Here is a 17203-nt window from a genome sequence, read left to right as displayed (position 1 = left end):
GAAATTTTGGATGGAGGCATAAGCTGTTAAACCCAGGTAAACTGGCACCTGGAGTATGCTGCCTCAGTGGAAAGAAAAACGAGGGAATTGGTATTTGAATATGCATCCGTATTCTGTTTATGCTGGTGTTAAGTACGTGTAATAACCCTAGTTGATTTGAATGACGGTTTGTTTTTTTTAAATCTGTTAAAAGGCTACTGTTTACCATTTGAGATGTAGTTTTTACTCAACTAACTTCTTTCCTTTCAAAAGCGTAGAGAACTAACTTTTGTTTGTTTTTCAACTTAAAAAATAGCTTTACCTTTTCATTTTTTAAATATTTCAACAGAAGTAGCAATTAGCTGTTATTACACCAATAAACTAAGTGTATTTTTGACATATATTATTTCTGGCAAATTTTTTTAGATCATTAAACCTACTTTATTTTAGTTAGTGAAATCATTTTTTGCAAAAACAAGTTGTTTGTATACTAATTCAGGTAATAATTGCACTAAAAGCTGATACTTAAATAACAAGTATAGTACGTAAATTCTGAAACTATTGCCGTATCAAGAGAAAAAAAGTTAGCAGCAGTATTTTAAATACAACAGACAGCTTTTAAAATAATCATATTAACAATAATTTAATGTAATTTTGACAATTATAACTAACATTCGTTGAAATTCCAATTTTATCGTGCACAGCACTGAAGTGATTTGCTCAATTCTATAAAATTTCCTGCTGATTTGCAACAACCTGCCAATAAATAAAAGATACGATTAAGCAATTTTTAAAAGCAGTTTTGGCACTATTAAGGCTTACCTTCTGCAGCAACTTTCTGTCTTACATGCAAAAGCGCAGTTACCACTTATATTTGCCTCAGCTGCTTTGCCAGAGAGGCTGTTCAGAGATGATGACCATTGAACAGCCTCTCCGATTTGTAGCTGTTTCTGCATCTTTTCTGATGCTACAGCCCCTGCTCGAAGTCGAGTACAACAGAGTTCATGCAGTAGCGTTTGCCGGTTGGCGGCGGTCCATCATCGAACAAGTGCCCCAAATGCCCATCGCAGCGGCCGCAAAGCACCTCCACCCTAATCATACCATGCGAACGGTCTTCCTGGTAGGTAACACCGTTTTTACGGAGTACTTCAAAAAAACTGGGCCAGCCACAATCGCTGGCAAACTTGGCATCGGAGCGGAACAAGGCGTTGCCGCAAGCGCCGCAATAATAAGTGCCAAGGCCGGTGTGGTTCCAGTACTTGCCTGTAAAAGCACGCTCTGTTCCTTTTTTCCGGGCTATCTGGTACACATCTGCCGGGAGCACACGTCGCCAGGTAGAGTCGGGCAACACCAGTTTGGTGGTATCGGTGCGGGAGTAGTAGGGGTTTTTCTGCTGCTGATTCGAAACTGACGTCAGCCGCGCTTCCGGCTCTTTGGTCTGCACCTGCTGCACATCAGCAGTGGGCGACTGGCAACAGAGCAAGGCTAAAACAGACAGCAGCATCAGGCTTATACATTGGTTCATATAGTCGGGGTTAAATAAATAAGAGGAGCTACAAACAGTTAAACAACAACAGACAGGTTGCTGTTTAAAAATATACGAAATAACCTACACCACCAGATTGCCAGGGTAGGCTGCATGTTAAAAATTGTGATTAGTGACGAGTTAAAATTTCAGTTGCCCATTTAAAACTAACATTCCTTCAACTTCAAGTTCCCGAATCCTCCCAATTTACAATTCTATACAGAACCAATGCGTAACCAGCTACCAATTATTCAAATAAAAACAGCCTTCCAAAGGTTCTGCGGTTATTTTTCGCCAAGGGTTAAGGCTACCGGACAGGCTCCTGATGCTGCGGCACCTCTTTCCGGAAACAAACGTACAGGCATGTAGGTACATCTGCAGCACCAAGCATTTACTATTTATGATCAAAACACTTCAAGCTCGAGGAAGCTACCTTGCAAAAGCTACCGAGCAGGTTCAGTTTCTGGAATCGGGTAACTCTCAGATCGAAAAATTTGATGCTAAGCTAAAAGCATTAGGCCTTTACCCGCTACAGGCTGTTACCCTCGATATTCTGCAGGTAAATGTGGGGTACATGTGCAACCAGACCTGCACCCACTGCCACGTAGATGCCGGCCCCGACCGCAAAGAGATCATGACGCGCCAGACTATGGCAGCTTGCCTTGAGGCTGTAAAAGCGCTGGAGATAAAAACCGTAGACATTACAGGCGGTGCACCAGAAATGAACCCTGATTTTGTGTGGTTTGTAGAGGAGCTGGCAAAGCTGCAGGTCGAGATTATTGTTCGTAGTAACCTGACCATACTGGTTGCAAATAAAAAATACGACAGCTACCCCACCTTTTTTAAGGAGCACCGGGTACAGGTAATCGCATCGTTACCTTGCTACACCATGGCCAACACCGATAAACAACGCGGTAACGGCGTTTTTTCGGCCTCGATAGAAGCCATTAAGCGTCTGAACGCAATTGGCTATGGCAAAGACGGAACCGGGCTGCAGCTAAACCTGGTCTACAACCCAGGGGGAGCAGCCATAGCACCCGACCAGCAGAAGCTGGAGCAGGACTATAAACAGCAGCTGTGGGAGCATTTCGGCCTGGAGTTCAATAAACTGTTCACGATCACCAACCTCCCGATAAGCCGGTTTCTGGACTACCTGCTGCTAAGCGAGAAATACGAAGAATACATGCACAAGCTGGCCAATGCTTTTAATCCGGCTGCTGCCCGCCACGTAATGTGCCGCAACACCTTATCGGTAGGCTGGGATGGCAGGCTCTACGACTGCGACTTTAACCAGATGCTCCAGCTCCCCCTGAAAATGCACCTGCCTCAGCACATTCAGGATTATAACGCCGAACTGCTCCGTAACCGCGACATCGTGCTCGGCCAGCACTGCTACGGCTGCACGGCCGGTGCAGGGTCGAGTTGCCAGGGTGCGCTTGTTTAGTTTTTTGAAAAAACAATCCATTTCCAAGTTATCTAGTGCTGTGTGTATTGGTTAAAGCCATGTGTTCTGAGAAAATATAAGGTGTCATCTGGAGTTGAAAACAGTAGTTGCCGTCTCCTTCCACTAATCAAAGGTTAGCAAACACTATTGAGTTATCCAATTATTCAAATCAAAATGGCCTTCAGAAGAATTGTAAGCTGTTTTTTGCCAAGGGTCCGGCCTTTTATGTTGTTTATATGAACGAAAACCTTTTGATTATTTTTGCCAGAAATCCTGAGAAAGGGAAGGTCAAAACGCGACTTGCTAAAGATCTGGGCGATGAAAAGGCACTGGCAGTTTACAAGCAACTGCTGCTACACACCTTGCAGGTAGCGGAGCAGGTGCCCACAGCCGACAAAGCCGTTTATTATGCCGAACTACCAAAACCTGCAGCCAACCATACCAAACAGCCATACCACACCTTTACTCAAAAAGGCCAGGACCTCGGCGAGCGCATGCACGCCGCCTTTGTAGCTGCTTTTGAAGCCGGGTATAAACAGGTAGTGCTCATTGGCTCCGACTGCCCGGAACTGGCGCCAGCGCACCTGCACACGGCCTTTGAGCAGCTAAGACAGCACCCTGTGGTAATTGGTCCTGCCACAGACGGAGGCTACTACCTGATTGGCACTTCCGAGCCATTATCGGAACTTTTCCTGAACCGAACCTGGAGCACCGACCAGGTACTGCAGCAGACACAGCAAACCTTGCAAGCGCTTGGCAAAACAGCCTTCCTCCTCCCCACCCTCTCCGACATCGACATAGCCAGCGACCTGGCAAAGTTCCCACAGTTTAAGGTCTAAACCTAAAGTTTCGATTTTCTGATGAGGCGGTTATAGATGCTGCGTAGCTTTTGCTGTGGCACCTTCAGGTAGTAGAGCGTGTAAATTACAAAGAAGATGCTCTGCAACCTGTAAACGCCATTTTCCCGGTACTTCTGGGCAGAGGTAGTAACGGCAGCAGGCAACAACTTAAACCGGCTTACCTGCCTGATGCGGCCAATAATTTCCTGGTCTTCCATCACCATCAGATCTTCGCGGAAACCGCCTGCCTGCTCAAACAGCTCTTTACGGATAAACAGGCTCTGGTCGCCAAACCGAAACCGATCTACATTAAAGCGTGTAAAAAAAGCATTGGCCTTCAGAAACCAATGGTCCATGTCGAACCGAAGCCTGAAGCAACCTGCTCCGTAACCAGCAGCCAGACTCTCAGAGATAAGGCTCACGAAATGGGCTGGCGGAAATGTGTCGGCGTGCAGAAAATAGAGCAGTTCTCCGGCAGCGGCTCTTGCTCCTGCATTCATCTGAGCCGCTCTGCCTTTTTTAGGCGATGTCAGCACCTTTGCGCCGGCAGCTTTGGCCAGAGCCTGGGTATTGTCGGTGCTGCCACCATCAACCACCAGAAACTCGGCGGCAGGCGCATGCTGCTGCAGGTACTGGAGGAGCCTCACAATGCCCCCCGCTTCGTTGTAAGTTGGTATTAGAATGCTGATGCTCTCGGCCATAATTTGCAAAAAATTATTGTACGGCCGTAGCCTCAGGAAAGAACAAATAACACATCACTTCCGAATTATTTGCGCAAGTTATAGCCTGCGTCTTCATGTATCGGAGTCCGAAATTGCATCGCCTCGAAAAATACGACACAAATAACACGATTCATGACACACGAATTTTCATGATTTGTATAAAAGTTGTTACAGATTCCGATAAGTTGTATCGCAGTTTATATGTACTGGTGAGACAAGCAAAACAAATCTATAAATAGCCTCCTTTATTGACTGTACTAAACATCAATTATTCAAATAAAAAAGCCCTTCCAAAGCAAAAAAGTCATTTTCATGTCAAGGGTTAACCCAAAATTTACAAAGAACAAGAAGGCTGAAAAATTAATCTCAGCACCTTAGAAGCCACAACCCAAAATTGGCGCTATCACCACCTCTTCACCAAAACATACCCAAAAAGCCCGCCTTTCCGTTAGCTAAATATCTGAAACCAAAAAACCTACGCATGACGCTTCGCAGAACATTTTTACTCCTGGGGCTGAGCCTGTGCCTGCAACTGGCTGCCTTTGCTCAACAACCTGACCGCTATACCTTTACCCTCGACCTGACCAAGGTACAGAACGACCGCGTTATGGTTACGATGCTGGCGCCTGCCATTAAGCAACAGGAAATTGTGTATAATATGCCGAAGATAGTGCCGGGCACATACTCTATTTCTGACTTCGGAAAGTTTATTAACGAGTTTAAGGCGTATGATAAAAGCGGAAACCAGCTGAAAACGGAAAAGCTGGACAACAACCGCTGGAAAATCAACAATGCCACCGCCCTGCATAAAGTAACTTATTGGGTAGACGACACCTTTGATACGCCAAAAAAGGAAGACATCATTTTTGAACCGGCCGGCACAAACATAGAAGAGAACAAGAACTTCCTGCTCAACACCTTCGGCTTTATCGGCTACTTCGATAACATGAAGCAGGTGCCTTATGAGCTGAACATAACAAAACCAGCCGGCTTCTACGGCTCCACTCCACTTCAAGCTGTGTCTACCACCGCCACTTCCGACAAGTTTCAGCTGGACAACTACATGGACCTGGCCGATAACCCCCTGATGTACAACGTACCTGACACTACGGTACTGCGCCTCGGCAAAACTGAAGTGCTGGTATCGGTTTACAGCCCGTCGGGTAAAGTAACCTCGGGACCGGTGGCAGCCAATGTGCAGGATATTCTGGAGGCTCAGCGAAGCTACCTTGGCGGCACCCTGCCCGTTGACAAATACGCCTTTCTAATTTATGTGCCGGAGAAAGTAGGTAAATCTGGCTCTTATGGTGCGCTCGAGCATTCTTACTCTTCGGTATATTTTCTGCCCGAAATGCCCGAGGCCCAATTCAGTTCCACGGTACGCGATGTGGCGGCACATGAGTTTTTCCATATCGTGACGCCGCTCTCCATCCACTCCGAAGAAATCGGGAACTTCGATTATATAGAACCTAAAATGTCGAAGCACTTGTGGCTGTATGAGGGGGTAACGGAGTATTTTGCCTCACATGTGCAGGTGTATGAGAAACTTATTTCTGTTGAAGAATACATGGACAAAGTGCGCGAATACATTTTTACGGCCCGCAACTACTACAACGACACTCTGCCCTTTACTGAAATGAGCGCACGCGTGCTGGAGGAGCATGAAAACCAGTACCCGAACGTGTACCAGAAAGGTGCCCTTATCGGGTTGGTGCTGGATGTGCGGCTGCGGGAGCTGTCGGAGGGGCAGTACGGGCTGCGCAACCTCATGCTCGACCTGGCCAAAACCTACGGCAAAGACAAGCCTTTTCAGGATGAGGAGCTGTTCGATAAAATCACAGAGCTGACGTTTCCGGAGATCAGGGAGTTTTTTGCGCGCTATGTAGAAGGCCCGGAGCCACTGCCACTGCAGGAGACATTTGCCAAAGTAGGTGTAACCTACGACCCCGATGGCACCCAAACAGTGAACTCCTACGGTGGCTTCGTGCCTGGCCTAGACCAGGAGACCGGCCGCATTATAGTAGCAGAAACAGGCGAGATGGATGCTTTTGGAAAGAAAATCGGCTTTAAACCCGGAGACCAGCTACTCGCCATGAATGGCAAAGAAATTACGCCAGAAACCATACGCGACCTCATAGGTTACGAACTGCAAAATGCAGCACCCGGTAGCAAAATTGAGTTTACAGTGGCTCGCCCCAACAAAGCCGGCAAACTTAAAAAGAAGAAGCTGAAAGGAAAAGTAACCGCCGTTAACAGCTCCGTGATGCACCGCCTCGAACCTTCGGCTGCCCCTACTGCCGAACAACTTGAGTTGCTGCGAGCGTGGCTGAACCTGTAAAAAAAACTTACAAGCATTAGCTTATCCGCAAAATCAGTAAAAAAGCCACATCTACAAACAGTGTGGCTTTTTTACTGATTATCAGGCTTAAAATTAACTGGAGCTTACAAACAAAGGCTTGTTCAAAGTGTTACTTCGTCAATAATTATTAACTTTATAAGACTTGATTTAGTGACCCTTGGCATCAAAAACACGAAAATGCTTCTGAAGGCAATTTTTATTTGAATAATTGCTGGTTGATTTAATTGTTGGTTGTTAGTTGCTTTTTGTTGATTTCAACTTAGAGATAATAAAATTTTGAATGAAGAAAGCTTTCTCAATTTTTTCCATTAACGGATATAGCATAAAGGAAATGGGAAATGCCATTTCAGTTGGGCCCAATTAACCTCTCAGAAACCTTTTCTTTTAGTTTATCCTTTACACTCCGACTACCATACACGCCACATGCACCTGCCGTCTTACCTGCTTTCTCTCTTTCTGCTGCTGCTACTCGTTAAGGCTCCTTTGGCGCAGGCACAGGTGGTGAATGCAACAATTACCGGACAGGTACGCTCTGCCACAGATAGGCAGCCATTGCCAGGCGCAACAGTGGGTGTGCCCCAACTGGGTATCGGCACCATTACTGATGCAAAAGGCATGTACCGGCTGGAGTTACCAGCCGGAACTTACACCCTGCAGGTCTCATTTATCGGTTACGAAACCATCACGCAACCGCTCACTGTCGGTAGAACAAACCAAGAGCTTGATTTCAGGCTCGAAGATGGCGGCAATATGTTGCAGGAGGTGGTAGTGGAGGCTAACACGCTGCGCCAGAAACTCAACACAAACCAAATGAGTGTTGAGCAACTCACCTCCACAGAAGCCAAGCTGCTGCCGGCGCTTTTCGGGGAAGTAGACCTCCTGAAAACGCTGCAACTGAAACCGGGGGTGCAGTCGGGTGGCGAGGGTGCCTCCGGCTTGTATGTGCGCGGCGGCGGCCCCGACCAGAACCTGGTGCTCCTCGACGATGCGGTTATTTATAACCCTTCGCACCTTTTCGGCTTTTTCAGTGTGTTTAACCCGGATGCGGTGCGAAGTGTGGAGCTCTATAAAGGCGGATTTCCGGCCCAGTTCGGAGGCAGGCTGTCGTCGGTGGTAGATGTGGAACTGAATAAAGGAAACCCCGATAACTATAGGGTAACAGGTGGGTTAGGTGTTATCTCCTCCCGCCTGACGCTGGAGGGGCCGCTGGTAAAAGACAAGGCTTCGTTTATAATTTCTGGCCGCCGCACCTACTCCGATGTGTTTACGCGCATGCTCAACAAAGCCAACGAAGGCAGCGCCGACTATAGCCCCATCCCCGATTATTATTTTTACGACCTAAACGGCAAGTTTAACTACAAACTCTCCCGTAAAGATGAGCTAACCTTCAGCAGTTACTATGGCAGAGATTTCTTTAAATTCAGCGATGCAAGTTTTAAGGTTGGCTTTGATTGGGGCAACACCATGGCTTCGCTGGGCTGGCGCCACAGCTTTAATGCCAGAGCTTTTGTAAATACTACCGTTTCTACCAGCAGCTACCAATATACCATTGCCAACCAGATAGATGTTTTCTCGCTCAGGCTCCGATCAGATATTCAGGACTTTACGCTCAAAACCGATTTCAACCTGATCCTGAATGAAAAGCATCATCTAAAAATTGGTGCCGTGGCTACTAACCACAGCTTCACGATTGGCCGCCTGAACTTCGACGGTGACGACGATAGGTTTTCGGTGGCGACAGGCAACAGTTTCGGGGCAATAGAATTTGGCGCTTATGTCTCAGATGATTATGAGGTAAACCCGCTCCTGACACTGAACTATGGCTTGCGTTTCTCGGGCTTCAGCAACAGCGGCAAAAATTATTTCGGAGTAGAGCCACGTGCCTCCGCCAAATATAACCTCACCGAAACACTGGTGCTGAAAGGAAGCTTTGCCAGCATGATGCAGTACATCCACCTGGTGGCTAACTCAGGTGCCTCGTTGCCAACGGATGTCTGGTATCCTTCGTCGCCGAACGTAAAGCCGCAGCGCTCGCAGCAGGTGGCATTTGGGGCAAGCAAACTACTCGGCAAAGGTAAATACCTGCTCACCAACGAAGTGTATTACAAATGGATGCACAACCAGATCGACTTCCGCGACGGCGCCAACCTGTTCGTAAACGATAGCCTGGAAAATGAGTTTCTGTTCGGCAAAGGCGAAAGTTACGGCAACGAACTCTACCTGGAGAAGATACAAGGTAGAACCACCGGCTGGATCGGGTATACCCTCTCCTGGACCTACCGCCAGTTTGCAGATATAAACGATGGTCGCCGGTTCCCAAACCGCTACGACCGCCGCCACGATATAAGTGTGGTGTTGCTGCACAAGCTCAACAAACGCATTAGCCTGACCGGGGCCTTTGTATACGGCACCGGCAATGCCTACTCGCTTCCGGTTGCCCGCTTTGCCATGCAAGACATAGAAGGCCGCACAGCCTCCATTGTACCTATCTATTCCGATCGTAACAGTTTCAGGTTGGCGGCTTACCACCGCCTCGACCTAGGCCTGGTACTTAAGATGAAACCAAAACGCGGTGAGTCTGATCTAACCTTCAGCATCTATAACGCTTACAACAGGCGCAACCCCTATTTTGTGTATTTCGACCAGATTAACCATGAAACAGAAAAAACGCCCATCGCTTTTAAGGCCAAGCAAGTATCGCTGTTTCCGGTTATTCCATCTGTTACCTATAACTTTAAATTCTGATGAAGCTGCCAAACACCCTGTACCTCCTCCTGCTTCTGCCGCTACTTGCTGGCTGTAACCTGCAGAAAGACATTGATGTGGTGTTGCCACCACATAAGCCTGTGCTGGTGGTAGAAGGGTACCTGGAGTATGGCAGGCCACTCCGCATTACGGTGCTCGAGAGTTCCAGCTATTTCGATGAGCCAGAGGTGCCGCTTGTGCCTGATGCTAAAGCGTTTATTACCTACAAAGGCCGCCGTATTGCCTTACGTTACCAGCCACATGCCGACCCGGTGTACAACAAATATTACACGCACCGTTCCGATGAGATAATGACCGGGCAACCCGGCGATATGTATACCCTCGATGTAAGCGATAACCAGGGCCGTAAAGTTACGGCCACCACCACCATCCTGCCTCGCGTACCCATCGATACGATTGAGTGGCGCTTCAACGAAAAGGAAGAAGCCCTGCTACTGACCTCTTTTCAGGATGATCCTGACAAAGCAAACTTTTACCGCTACGTAGTGCACCGCGACAGTGTAGAAAAAGCCTCTGCCCGCGATTTTTTTGTAAACGATAACCTGACAAATGGCCAGCGTGTCAGCATTGGGAGTGGCTATAACTACAGAAAAAACGATACGCTCATCATCTCACTCTACCACATCGAGCAAAAGTATTACGACTTTCTCACCTCCACCTCCGATGCCAAAAATGCCAATGGCAACCCTTTTGCTCAGCCTTCGCGCATTAAATCTACAGTAGAGGGTGGAATAGGCATATTTACCAACCTGGTTTACGACCGGAAAATGGTTATAATTAAATAGCAACGGCAACTGGTACTACTGCAGCCTGATTAGTTCCCGGATCAGCATAGTCATGTGTGGTTCTGCTTTGGCGGCGGCTTCGAGAATATCGGCCAGCACTACTTTTTTAAGCCTGTCGGGGGTACACATATCCGTTATAACAGATACCGCAAAAACAGGCATGTTCATGTGGCGGGCAGCAATTACTTCCGGCACAGTAGACATACCCACAGCATCTGCGCCTATTAACGATAGGTAACGGTATTCTGCTTTTGTTTCCAGCATCGGGCCAGGCACGCTCACATACACACCTTCCTGCAGATCAAAATCAGCGTCTTCGGCGATTACCATCGCCTGTCTGATCATTTTCTCATCGTACACTTCGCTCATATCCGGGAAGCGCACCCCAAGTTCATCCAGGTTTTTGCCTACCAGCGGGTTGCTTGGCTGCAGGTTTATGTGGTCGGTAATCACCATCAGGTCGCTGGTTTCGAACTGGGGGTTTAAACCACCAGCGGCATTAGACACAAACAGCCTCTGCACCCCCAGCAGCTTCATGACACGCACCGGAAACACTACCTGGTTCATGGTATACCCTTCGTAGTAATGAAAACGGCCCTGCATTACCACTACCTTCCTGCCTGCCAGCAAGCCGAAGATCAGTCTGCCCGAGTGGCTTTCCACCGTCGAAACCGGGAAGTTAGGAATGTCGGCGTACGATAAGCTGAATTGCACCTCTATCTCCTTTACCAGTGCGCCAAGCCCGGTGCCCAGTATGATACCGAATTCAGGAGAAAAACTGTTGGTCTGCTGGTTTATAAATGAGGCGGTTTGCTGTAGTTGCTGCATGTTGTAGTTTTGAATTTTGAATAAGTGGATGAGTAGATTTTAAAATTTTGATTGAATGGATGAGTGAATAATAGACAAGTAAGCTGACATAATTATTTTGAAATAAATCAATTTACTACTCACTGGTTATCAAAGTATTATTTTTAACTCAATCATTCAATCAGTCATTGTAATTAAATAGAATTATCGTGCGCTGGCTGTAGCAGCTACCCTCTTTAAACAGATTATTCTAATGAAAACAGCCTTCAAAAGGTATTCCATCAGTTTTCGGAGAAGGGTCTAAAGTGTGCCTGTAAGAGCTTCTTTCTAGACCAAAATTAATAAATTCACTTAATCACTCATTCAAAACTATTTGTCACTCATTCAAAATACAAAATAAAAAAGCCGCTTTCAGAATCATGATCCTGAAAGCGGCTTCTGCTTTTAAGGGAAAGCTCGTTACTGTATTGACAGTTCGAACGGCATCCGGGCCTGCATACCCTGCATGTTTTCCACTTTTTTATAAAGCTTATACATGGGGTACATTTCGCCAAGTTCTGCTTTAACGGCACGTTCTTTTACCTGCGAACCCATATCGCCCAGCAAACCTTCGAACAACGATTTAGCACGTGGCAGCTCCCGTAGGCGATAATCATCGGAAATACCTGCTTTTGCTGCGGCAATTTCAATGGCTGTTTCAAGGCCACCATGCACATCTACCAGCTTGCGTTCCTTAGCTTCTATACCAGACCAAACCCGGCCCGAGGCAAACTGCTTGAGCTGATCCTGCGTCATGTTCCGGCCCTCTGCGGCTTTGCTCGTAAACACTTCGTAAATATTGTTTACCTCCCGTTGTACCACTTCTTTCTCGAAATTGGTCATGGGGCGGCTAACGGTTGGCACATCAGAGTATTGGCCGGTGCTTACTCTGTCGGTGGTTATACCCAGTTTATTTTTGAAGAAACCTTCCATGTTCGGCACAATACCAAACACCCCAATGCTGCCCGTAATGGTGTTCGGGTGGGCCACAATTGTATCGCAGCCCATGGCCAGGTAATATCCTCCTGATGCAGCCACATCAGACATAGAGGCTATAACAGGCTTCACTTTTCTGGTAAGCTGTATCTCGCGCCATATAACGTCAGAGGCCAGGGCACTGCCGCCCGGTGAACTGATGCGCAACACTACGGCTTTGGTCCGGTCGTCGAGGCGGGCGGTGCGAATGGCATCGGCAAAACGGTGGCTACCGATTTCATTCTCATCGCCTTTGCCGTCTACAATGTCGCCTTCGGCATAAATAACGGTAATCCGGTTTTTAGAAGAAGATGACTCTTTATCACCTTCAACATTTTTGTACTTTTTAAGCTCTACCAGGTGCAGTTTTTCATCCTCTTTCAGGCCGGCCTGCTCCTTCATAAAGGTAATGGCTTCGTCGTAGTACCCTATATCGGTAATAAGGCCAAGTCGTTTTGCATCCTGGGCGTCGCGCACCAGCATGTTGTCCGAAATGTTTTTGAGTTCCTCGTATGTTTTGCCTCTGGCTTTGGCAATGTTCTGCAGTTGGTAATCGTTTATGGAGTTCAGGAATGAGTTCATCTGGGTGCGGTTGGCCTCGCTCATTTTATCAAGGAAAAAGGGCTCTACAGCACTCTTAAAATCGCCAACCTTGAAGATCTGCGCCTGAATATCGAGTTTCTCCAGGGTGCCTTTAAAGAAAAACACCTCGGAGCTGATGCCATTGAACTCCAGCGTGCCCATCGGGTTCAGGTAAATTTTGTCGGCAACTGAGGCCAGGTAAAAAGCTTTTTCGGAGGTTACATCGCCATAAGACACAATGTACTTGCCCGACTTCTTAAACTCAATCAGTTCGTTCCGGATTTCCTCCAGCTTGCCCATGCCGGCATCTACAAAGCCCATGTTCAGGAAAATACCATTGATGTTGTCGTCGGTGCTGGCTCTGCGAATGGCGGCCTTAATCTGGTCGAGGCCATCGGTGCTGGAGAAAGCGCCAAACGAAAAGCCAAGTTCCTGCAGCGGGTTGTTCGGGTCTCTTTCCGATATCTGCCTGTCGAGCTTCAGTTCCAGTACCGAGTTAGCAGCAATTTCCACATCACCTTTAGAAGCAGTGGCGGCTACTATGCCGAACATGATCAGCATTCCTACAAAAAAGAATATGAACAGGCCCAGGATGGTGGCCAGCACATATTTCAGAAAATTTAACATTTGTTATAGCGGGTTTTAGTAAGCATTAAGAAAAGCCAACCGGGGCTCTTTTATTACAATAAGCAAATTTACACCTAATAGTTCAACTCATGTAGCTACCTTTTTTACTATTATACCAACAAGCTCTTTTTATAGACGAACCTTTACATTGGCGGTCTATTTTGAGCAGAGGCACAGGCACCTGGCCGGAGTTTAATACCGGTATTTACTCCCCCACTGTGTTTTAAGTTGTTTCCGCATGTCATTCTCGCGGGCATTCTGACCAGGGTCGTACAATATTCTGTTGGCAACGCCATCGGGCATAAATTCCTGCGCCACAAAATTGCCGCTGTAGTCGTGGGCATATTTGTAGTTGCTGCCATAGCCTATTTCCTGCATAAGCTTGGTAGGTGCATTGCGCAGGTGCAAGGGCACGGGCAGGTTGCCGGTTTGCTGCACCAGCTGCTTTGCCTGTTTTATGGCTTTGTAAGAGGCATTGCTCTTAGGCGATGTTGCCAGGTAAACAGTTGCCTGCGATAGTATAATTTCTGCTTCAGGGTACCCGATCATCTGCACGGCCTGAAAGCAGGAAGTTGCCATGAGCAGCGCATTCGGGTTAGCCAGCCCAATGTCTTCTGATGAAGAAATAAGCAGCCTGCGAGCTATAAACTTAGGATCTTCGCCACCCTCTATCATGCGGGCCAGCCAGTAAATGGCTGCATTGGGGTCGCTGCCTCTGATGGATTTTATAAAAGCAGATACCAGGTCGTAATGCATCTCACCAGACTTGTCGTACATCACGATGTTCTGCTGGGCCACCTGCTGCACCATGTCGTTCGTTACGATTACCTGCTCGCCTTTTACACCTTCGGCCACAATCTCCAGCAGGTTGAGCAGTTTGCGGGCATCGCCTCCTGAAATGGTAAGTAGCGCCTCATAGTCCTGCACGGTTACGTTCAGGTTCCGGAGCCATTCGTCTTCAGTTAGGGCTTTGTTTACGAGCGCTATCAGTTCGTCTTTCGTCAGGTGCTTGAGTATGTACACCTGGCAGCGCGACAAAAGCGCTGAAATTACCTCGAACGAAGGATTTTCGGTGGTGGCTCCTACCAGCGTTACGGTTCCTTTTTCTACAGCACCCAGCAAGGCATCCTGCTGCGATTTATTAAACCGGTGAATCTCGTCTATAAACAATACGGTACCGTGCCGTTTGCGGGCCTGTTCAATTACCTCCCGGATGTCTTTTACGCCGGAGTTAATGGCGCTGAGAGCCACGAAAGGCAATTTCATCTGGTTCGCAATTATGTTGGCCAGTGTGGTTTTGCCTACGCCCGGAGGTCCCCACAAAATCATGGAAGGAATAACGCCACCTTCTATGTATCGCCTTAAAATACCGTTTGGCCCCACCAGGTGCTGCTGCCCAGCATATTGGTCTAATGAGTGTGGGCGCATGCGCTCGGCCAGTGGTGTGTTTGGTTGAATCATCAGCAAAAAAATTAGCCCCTAAGTTAATCAATTCAAAGCGGACTATCTTTCCGGAATCATCAGATTTGGATATTCCATGCCTGAGATCATTTTATCTTCACTTAATACCCTTGGCACATTTTGGCTAAATTGGCTTTGGAAGGCTATTTTTATTCGAATAATTTGATTGTTGATTGTTGGTTGTTGGTTGGTTGATTGGTTAGATTACTGATTTGAAGATTAGGAAATTTGGAAATTTGAAGATGAAGAAATTTTGAGTGAATGAATGAGTGTATGAAAACTTGTATCCCATACCTTTTAACTGATTAAAAGTCTCTAATCTAACATCTAGTATCTAACATCTTTTTAGAGTTTCCGGAAGGCCATTTTCATTTGAATAATTGGTTTTTATTATGCCAAATAAAGCCCGCTCCTACTGCTTCACCAGCTTCAGGACTTTTCTGAAGTTGCGGGTAGTCGTAAGTTGTAAAGTGTACTGCCCCGGCTTCAGGTCAGGATTCAGGTGTAGTTCCAGCTCACCGGAAACATCAGCTCGTAGTTGCCCTTGCCACACATTTCGGCCGGTAACATCTAGCACCTGCACCTGTATAGTTTGCTGCTGCTCCACCCCGGTTATCCTGATGTGGCCAATACTGGTCGGGTTCGGATACAGCCTTATTTCGGAGTTAGAGGCAACTGCGGTGCCTGCTGCTGTTGGGCCCAATATCCGGAGAGTAGCTGTTACTTCGCCTGTGTAGTTTTCGTTTTCTATAACGGCACGCACTGTATACTCGCCAACTGCCATAGGTGCCGCCGTGGAGCCATTATAGGTTACGGCCACAGGCAAACCTGATGGCGTGGTGGCGTAAAGTACCTGCTTCGCTTCACCGTTATACAGCTGCTCCAACTCCGAGAGTGCAATAACAGCGGTGGCCTTGCCAATGGTAAAGGTACCTGCCTCATACCTGAATGTGTAGTTTTCGTCTTCCCCTCCTGCTACTACAATCGGGTAAGTACCCACAGCACTTGTGGTGGTGGCAGTGGTGGTAGCCACAGGAGCCTTAGCCAGTGCTGCCTCAGAGTCACCGTTTATAAAACCGCTGTAAGTAAGTGTTAAGCCGGGATTAGTTTCGCCGTATACACGCTGCTTATCTGCCGCCTTCACAGTAAGTTCTTTTTTGGCCACTCGGAAGCTACGTTCTACTGCCGGAGCTGCCGTGTAGTTAACATTTCCGGGTTTAGTGGCGCGCACTCTTACTTCTCCGGCTCCTGTTAGAGTTAGCTTACTTCCTGCCACAGTGGCTGGCCCAGACACAACGGCATAGTTTATAGGCAAGTCGGATCCGGTGCTGGTGGCATTCAGATCAAGAGCAGCATCGCCGTAGGTTTTGTCTGCCAGAGCCGGAAAAGTTATCTGTTGCGATGCTTGGCTCACCAAAAGTTCTCCGATCGCCTCTCCCGTATAGTTCGGGTCAGAAATGGTGGCCGCTACCGTATAAGTGCCGGCATTTACGGGTGCTGCGGCGTTCCTATTGTAGGTGATGCTTGTGCTCAGGTTCGCTGGTGTGGTAGTAGCTGTAACCGGTCGGGCTTGGCCTGTATAGGTTTGACTCAGGTTGCCCAGGGTAATAGTAGCAGAGGCCTTGCTGATTACAAGCTCCGCCTCTTTGGTGGCTGCACCGAAATTCGCCTGTTCGGCCATAGTGGCGCGTAGCTTCACTGTACCCGCTTTTTTTATCGTAACAGTCCTGCTCCCACTCCCCGACAAGGCAACCTCACCGGTACCTCCTGCTACAACACTGTAGGTAATGGTTCCGGCTACATCTGCTGTTGCAGCCAGGTTAAAGGCATTGTCGCCATAGGTTTTTAACATGTTGCCGAAAGTTATAACCGGCACTATCTTTTTAACTAGGAAGCTCTGCTCTACAGCAGGTGCTGCCTCGAAATTGGTATTACCTGCCTGGGTAGCCCGAATAGTAACAGTACCAGCACCCGTTACCGTTACCTTATTACCAACCATAGTTGCCGGACCAGATTTCACCTCTAAAACCACTGCATTGCCAGATCCGCCTCCTGTAGCAGCAACATCGAAAGGAGCCACGCCAAAGGTTTTATCCGGAATGGCAGCAAAAGAAATTGTTTGGGTTCCTTTCACGATCGTGACGATGATGTCGCGGTAGGCTTGCCGAAACCGGAAGTCTTCGGCTATTGTTGCCCGTAGCAGCACCGTACCTTGCTTTACCGTTTTCAGCAGCTGGTTGTTGGTGCCCGAAAGCGTGGCCTCTCCGGTGCCACCCGGTAGCAGCATGTAAGA

Annotated in this window: 11 protein-coding genes; 5 read left to right on the top strand and 6 right to left on the bottom strand. The window is 47.7% G+C overall.

What is annotated here, in order from left to right; translation table 11 throughout:
• Positions 1 to 946: 946 nt before the first annotated feature.
• Positions 947 to 1504, bottom strand: a complete 558-nt coding sequence (gene msrB / locus FVR03_RS06870) for a peptide-methionine (R)-S-oxide reductase MsrB (protein ID WP_147921000.1) — start codon at positions 1502 to 1504, stop codon at positions 947 to 949.
• A gap of 400 nt (positions 1505 to 1904) precedes the next feature.
• Between msrB and arsS the strand changes: the two genes are divergently transcribed.
• Both arsS and FVR03_RS06860 read left to right on the top strand, forming a co-directional pair.
• Positions 1905 to 2948: an arsenosugar biosynthesis radical SAM (seleno)protein ArsS gene (gene arsS / locus FVR03_RS06865; RefSeq protein WP_147920999.1), complete on the top strand. Its 1044-nt coding sequence runs from the start codon at positions 1905 to 1907 to the stop codon at positions 2946 to 2948.
• 236 nt (positions 2949 to 3184) lie between these two features.
• Positions 3185 to 3787, top strand: a complete 603-nt coding sequence (locus FVR03_RS06860) for a TIGR04282 family arsenosugar biosynthesis glycosyltransferase (RefSeq protein WP_147920998.1) — start codon at positions 3185 to 3187, stop codon at positions 3785 to 3787.
• Positions 3788 to 3789: 2 nt separating this feature from the next.
• Here FVR03_RS06860 and FVR03_RS06855 read toward each other — a convergent pair whose 3' ends face one another.
• Positions 3790 to 4488: a TIGR04283 family arsenosugar biosynthesis glycosyltransferase gene (locus FVR03_RS06855; protein ID WP_147920997.1), complete on the bottom strand. Its 699-nt coding sequence runs from the start codon at positions 4486 to 4488 to the stop codon at positions 3790 to 3792.
• 502 nt (positions 4489 to 4990) lie between these two features.
• Here FVR03_RS06855 and FVR03_RS06850 point away from each other — a divergent pair.
• From FVR03_RS06850 to FVR03_RS06840, 3 genes are all read left to right on the top strand, one after another.
• A complete protein-coding gene (locus FVR03_RS06850) occupies positions 4991 to 6847 on the top strand; it encodes a M61 family metallopeptidase (RefSeq protein WP_147920996.1) in 1857 nt (618 codons plus the stop codon).
• Positions 6848 to 7291: 444 nt separating this feature from the next.
• Positions 7292 to 9613: a TonB-dependent receptor gene (locus FVR03_RS06845; RefSeq protein ID WP_147920995.1), complete on the top strand. Its 2322-nt coding sequence runs from the start codon at positions 7292 to 7294 to the stop codon at positions 9611 to 9613.
• Positions 9613 to 10419, top strand: a complete 807-nt coding sequence (locus tag FVR03_RS06840; protein ID WP_147920994.1) for a DUF4249 domain-containing protein — start codon at positions 9613 to 9615, stop codon at positions 10417 to 10419. Before FVR03_RS06845 ends, FVR03_RS06840 begins: the two co-directional genes overlap by 1 nt.
• Before the next feature lie 15 nt (positions 10420 to 10434).
• Here the strand turns inward: FVR03_RS06840 and FVR03_RS06835 are convergent, their stop codons facing one another.
• From FVR03_RS06835 to FVR03_RS06820, 4 genes are all read right to left on the bottom strand, one after another.
• Positions 10435 to 11247 carry a purine-nucleoside phosphorylase gene (locus FVR03_RS06835; protein ID WP_147920993.1) on the bottom strand — a complete coding sequence of 271 codons (813 nt, stop codon included), beginning with the start codon at positions 11245 to 11247 and terminating at the stop codon, positions 10435 to 10437.
• Positions 11248 to 11685: 438 nt separating this feature from the next.
• Positions 11686 to 13449, bottom strand: a complete 1764-nt coding sequence (sppA, locus tag FVR03_RS06830; RefSeq protein ID WP_147920992.1) for a signal peptide peptidase SppA — start codon at positions 13447 to 13449, stop codon at positions 11686 to 11688.
• Positions 13450 to 13641: 192 nt separating this feature from the next.
• A complete protein-coding gene (locus FVR03_RS06825) occupies positions 13642 to 14910 on the bottom strand; it encodes a replication-associated recombination protein A (RefSeq protein WP_147920991.1) in 1269 nt (422 codons plus the stop codon).
• Between the two features lie 412 nt (positions 14911 to 15322).
• Positions 15323 to 17203: MBG domain-containing protein (locus FVR03_RS06820; RefSeq protein WP_147920990.1), on the bottom strand; the 1881-nt coding region annotated here is incomplete at its 5' end.

Source organism: Pontibacter qinzhouensis (assembly GCF_008017455.1).
Taxonomy (GTDB): Bacteria; Bacteroidota; Bacteroidia; order Cytophagales; family Hymenobacteraceae; genus Pontibacter; species Pontibacter qinzhouensis.
This window is presented reverse-complemented; position numbering and strand designations above follow the sequence as displayed.

What these genes read in the sequence shown, in the direction of transcription:
- msrB (WP_147921000.1), bottom strand. Translation starts at nt 1,504, where the DNA reads ATGAACCAATGTATAAGCCTGATGCTGCTGTCTGTTTTAGCCTTGCTC.
- arsS (WP_147920999.1), top strand. Translation starts at nt 1,905, where the DNA reads ATGATCAAAACACTTCAAGCTCGAGGAAGCTACCTTGCAAAAGCTACC.
- FVR03_RS06860 (WP_147920998.1), top strand. Translation starts at nt 3,185, where the DNA reads ATGAACGAAAACCTTTTGATTATTTTTGCCAGAAATCCTGAGAAAGGG.
- FVR03_RS06855 (WP_147920997.1), bottom strand. Translation starts at nt 4,488, where the DNA reads ATGGCCGAGAGCATCAGCATTCTAATACCAACTTACAACGAAGCGGGG.
- FVR03_RS06850 (WP_147920996.1), top strand. Translation starts at nt 4,991, where the DNA reads ATGACGCTTCGCAGAACATTTTTACTCCTGGGGCTGAGCCTGTGCCTG.
- FVR03_RS06845 (WP_147920995.1), top strand. Translation starts at nt 7,292, where the DNA reads ATGCACCTGCCGTCTTACCTGCTTTCTCTCTTTCTGCTGCTGCTACTC.
- FVR03_RS06840 (WP_147920994.1), top strand. Translation starts at nt 9,613, where the DNA reads ATGAAGCTGCCAAACACCCTGTACCTCCTCCTGCTTCTGCCGCTACTT.
- FVR03_RS06835 (WP_147920993.1), bottom strand. Translation starts at nt 11,247, where the DNA reads ATGCAGCAACTACAGCAAACCGCCTCATTTATAAACCAGCAGACCAAC.
- sppA (WP_147920992.1), bottom strand. Translation starts at nt 13,449, where the DNA reads ATGTTAAATTTTCTGAAATATGTGCTGGCCACCATCCTGGGCCTGTTC.
- FVR03_RS06825 (WP_147920991.1), bottom strand. Translation starts at nt 14,910, where the DNA reads ATGATTCAACCAAACACACCACTGGCCGAGCGCATGCGCCCACACTCA.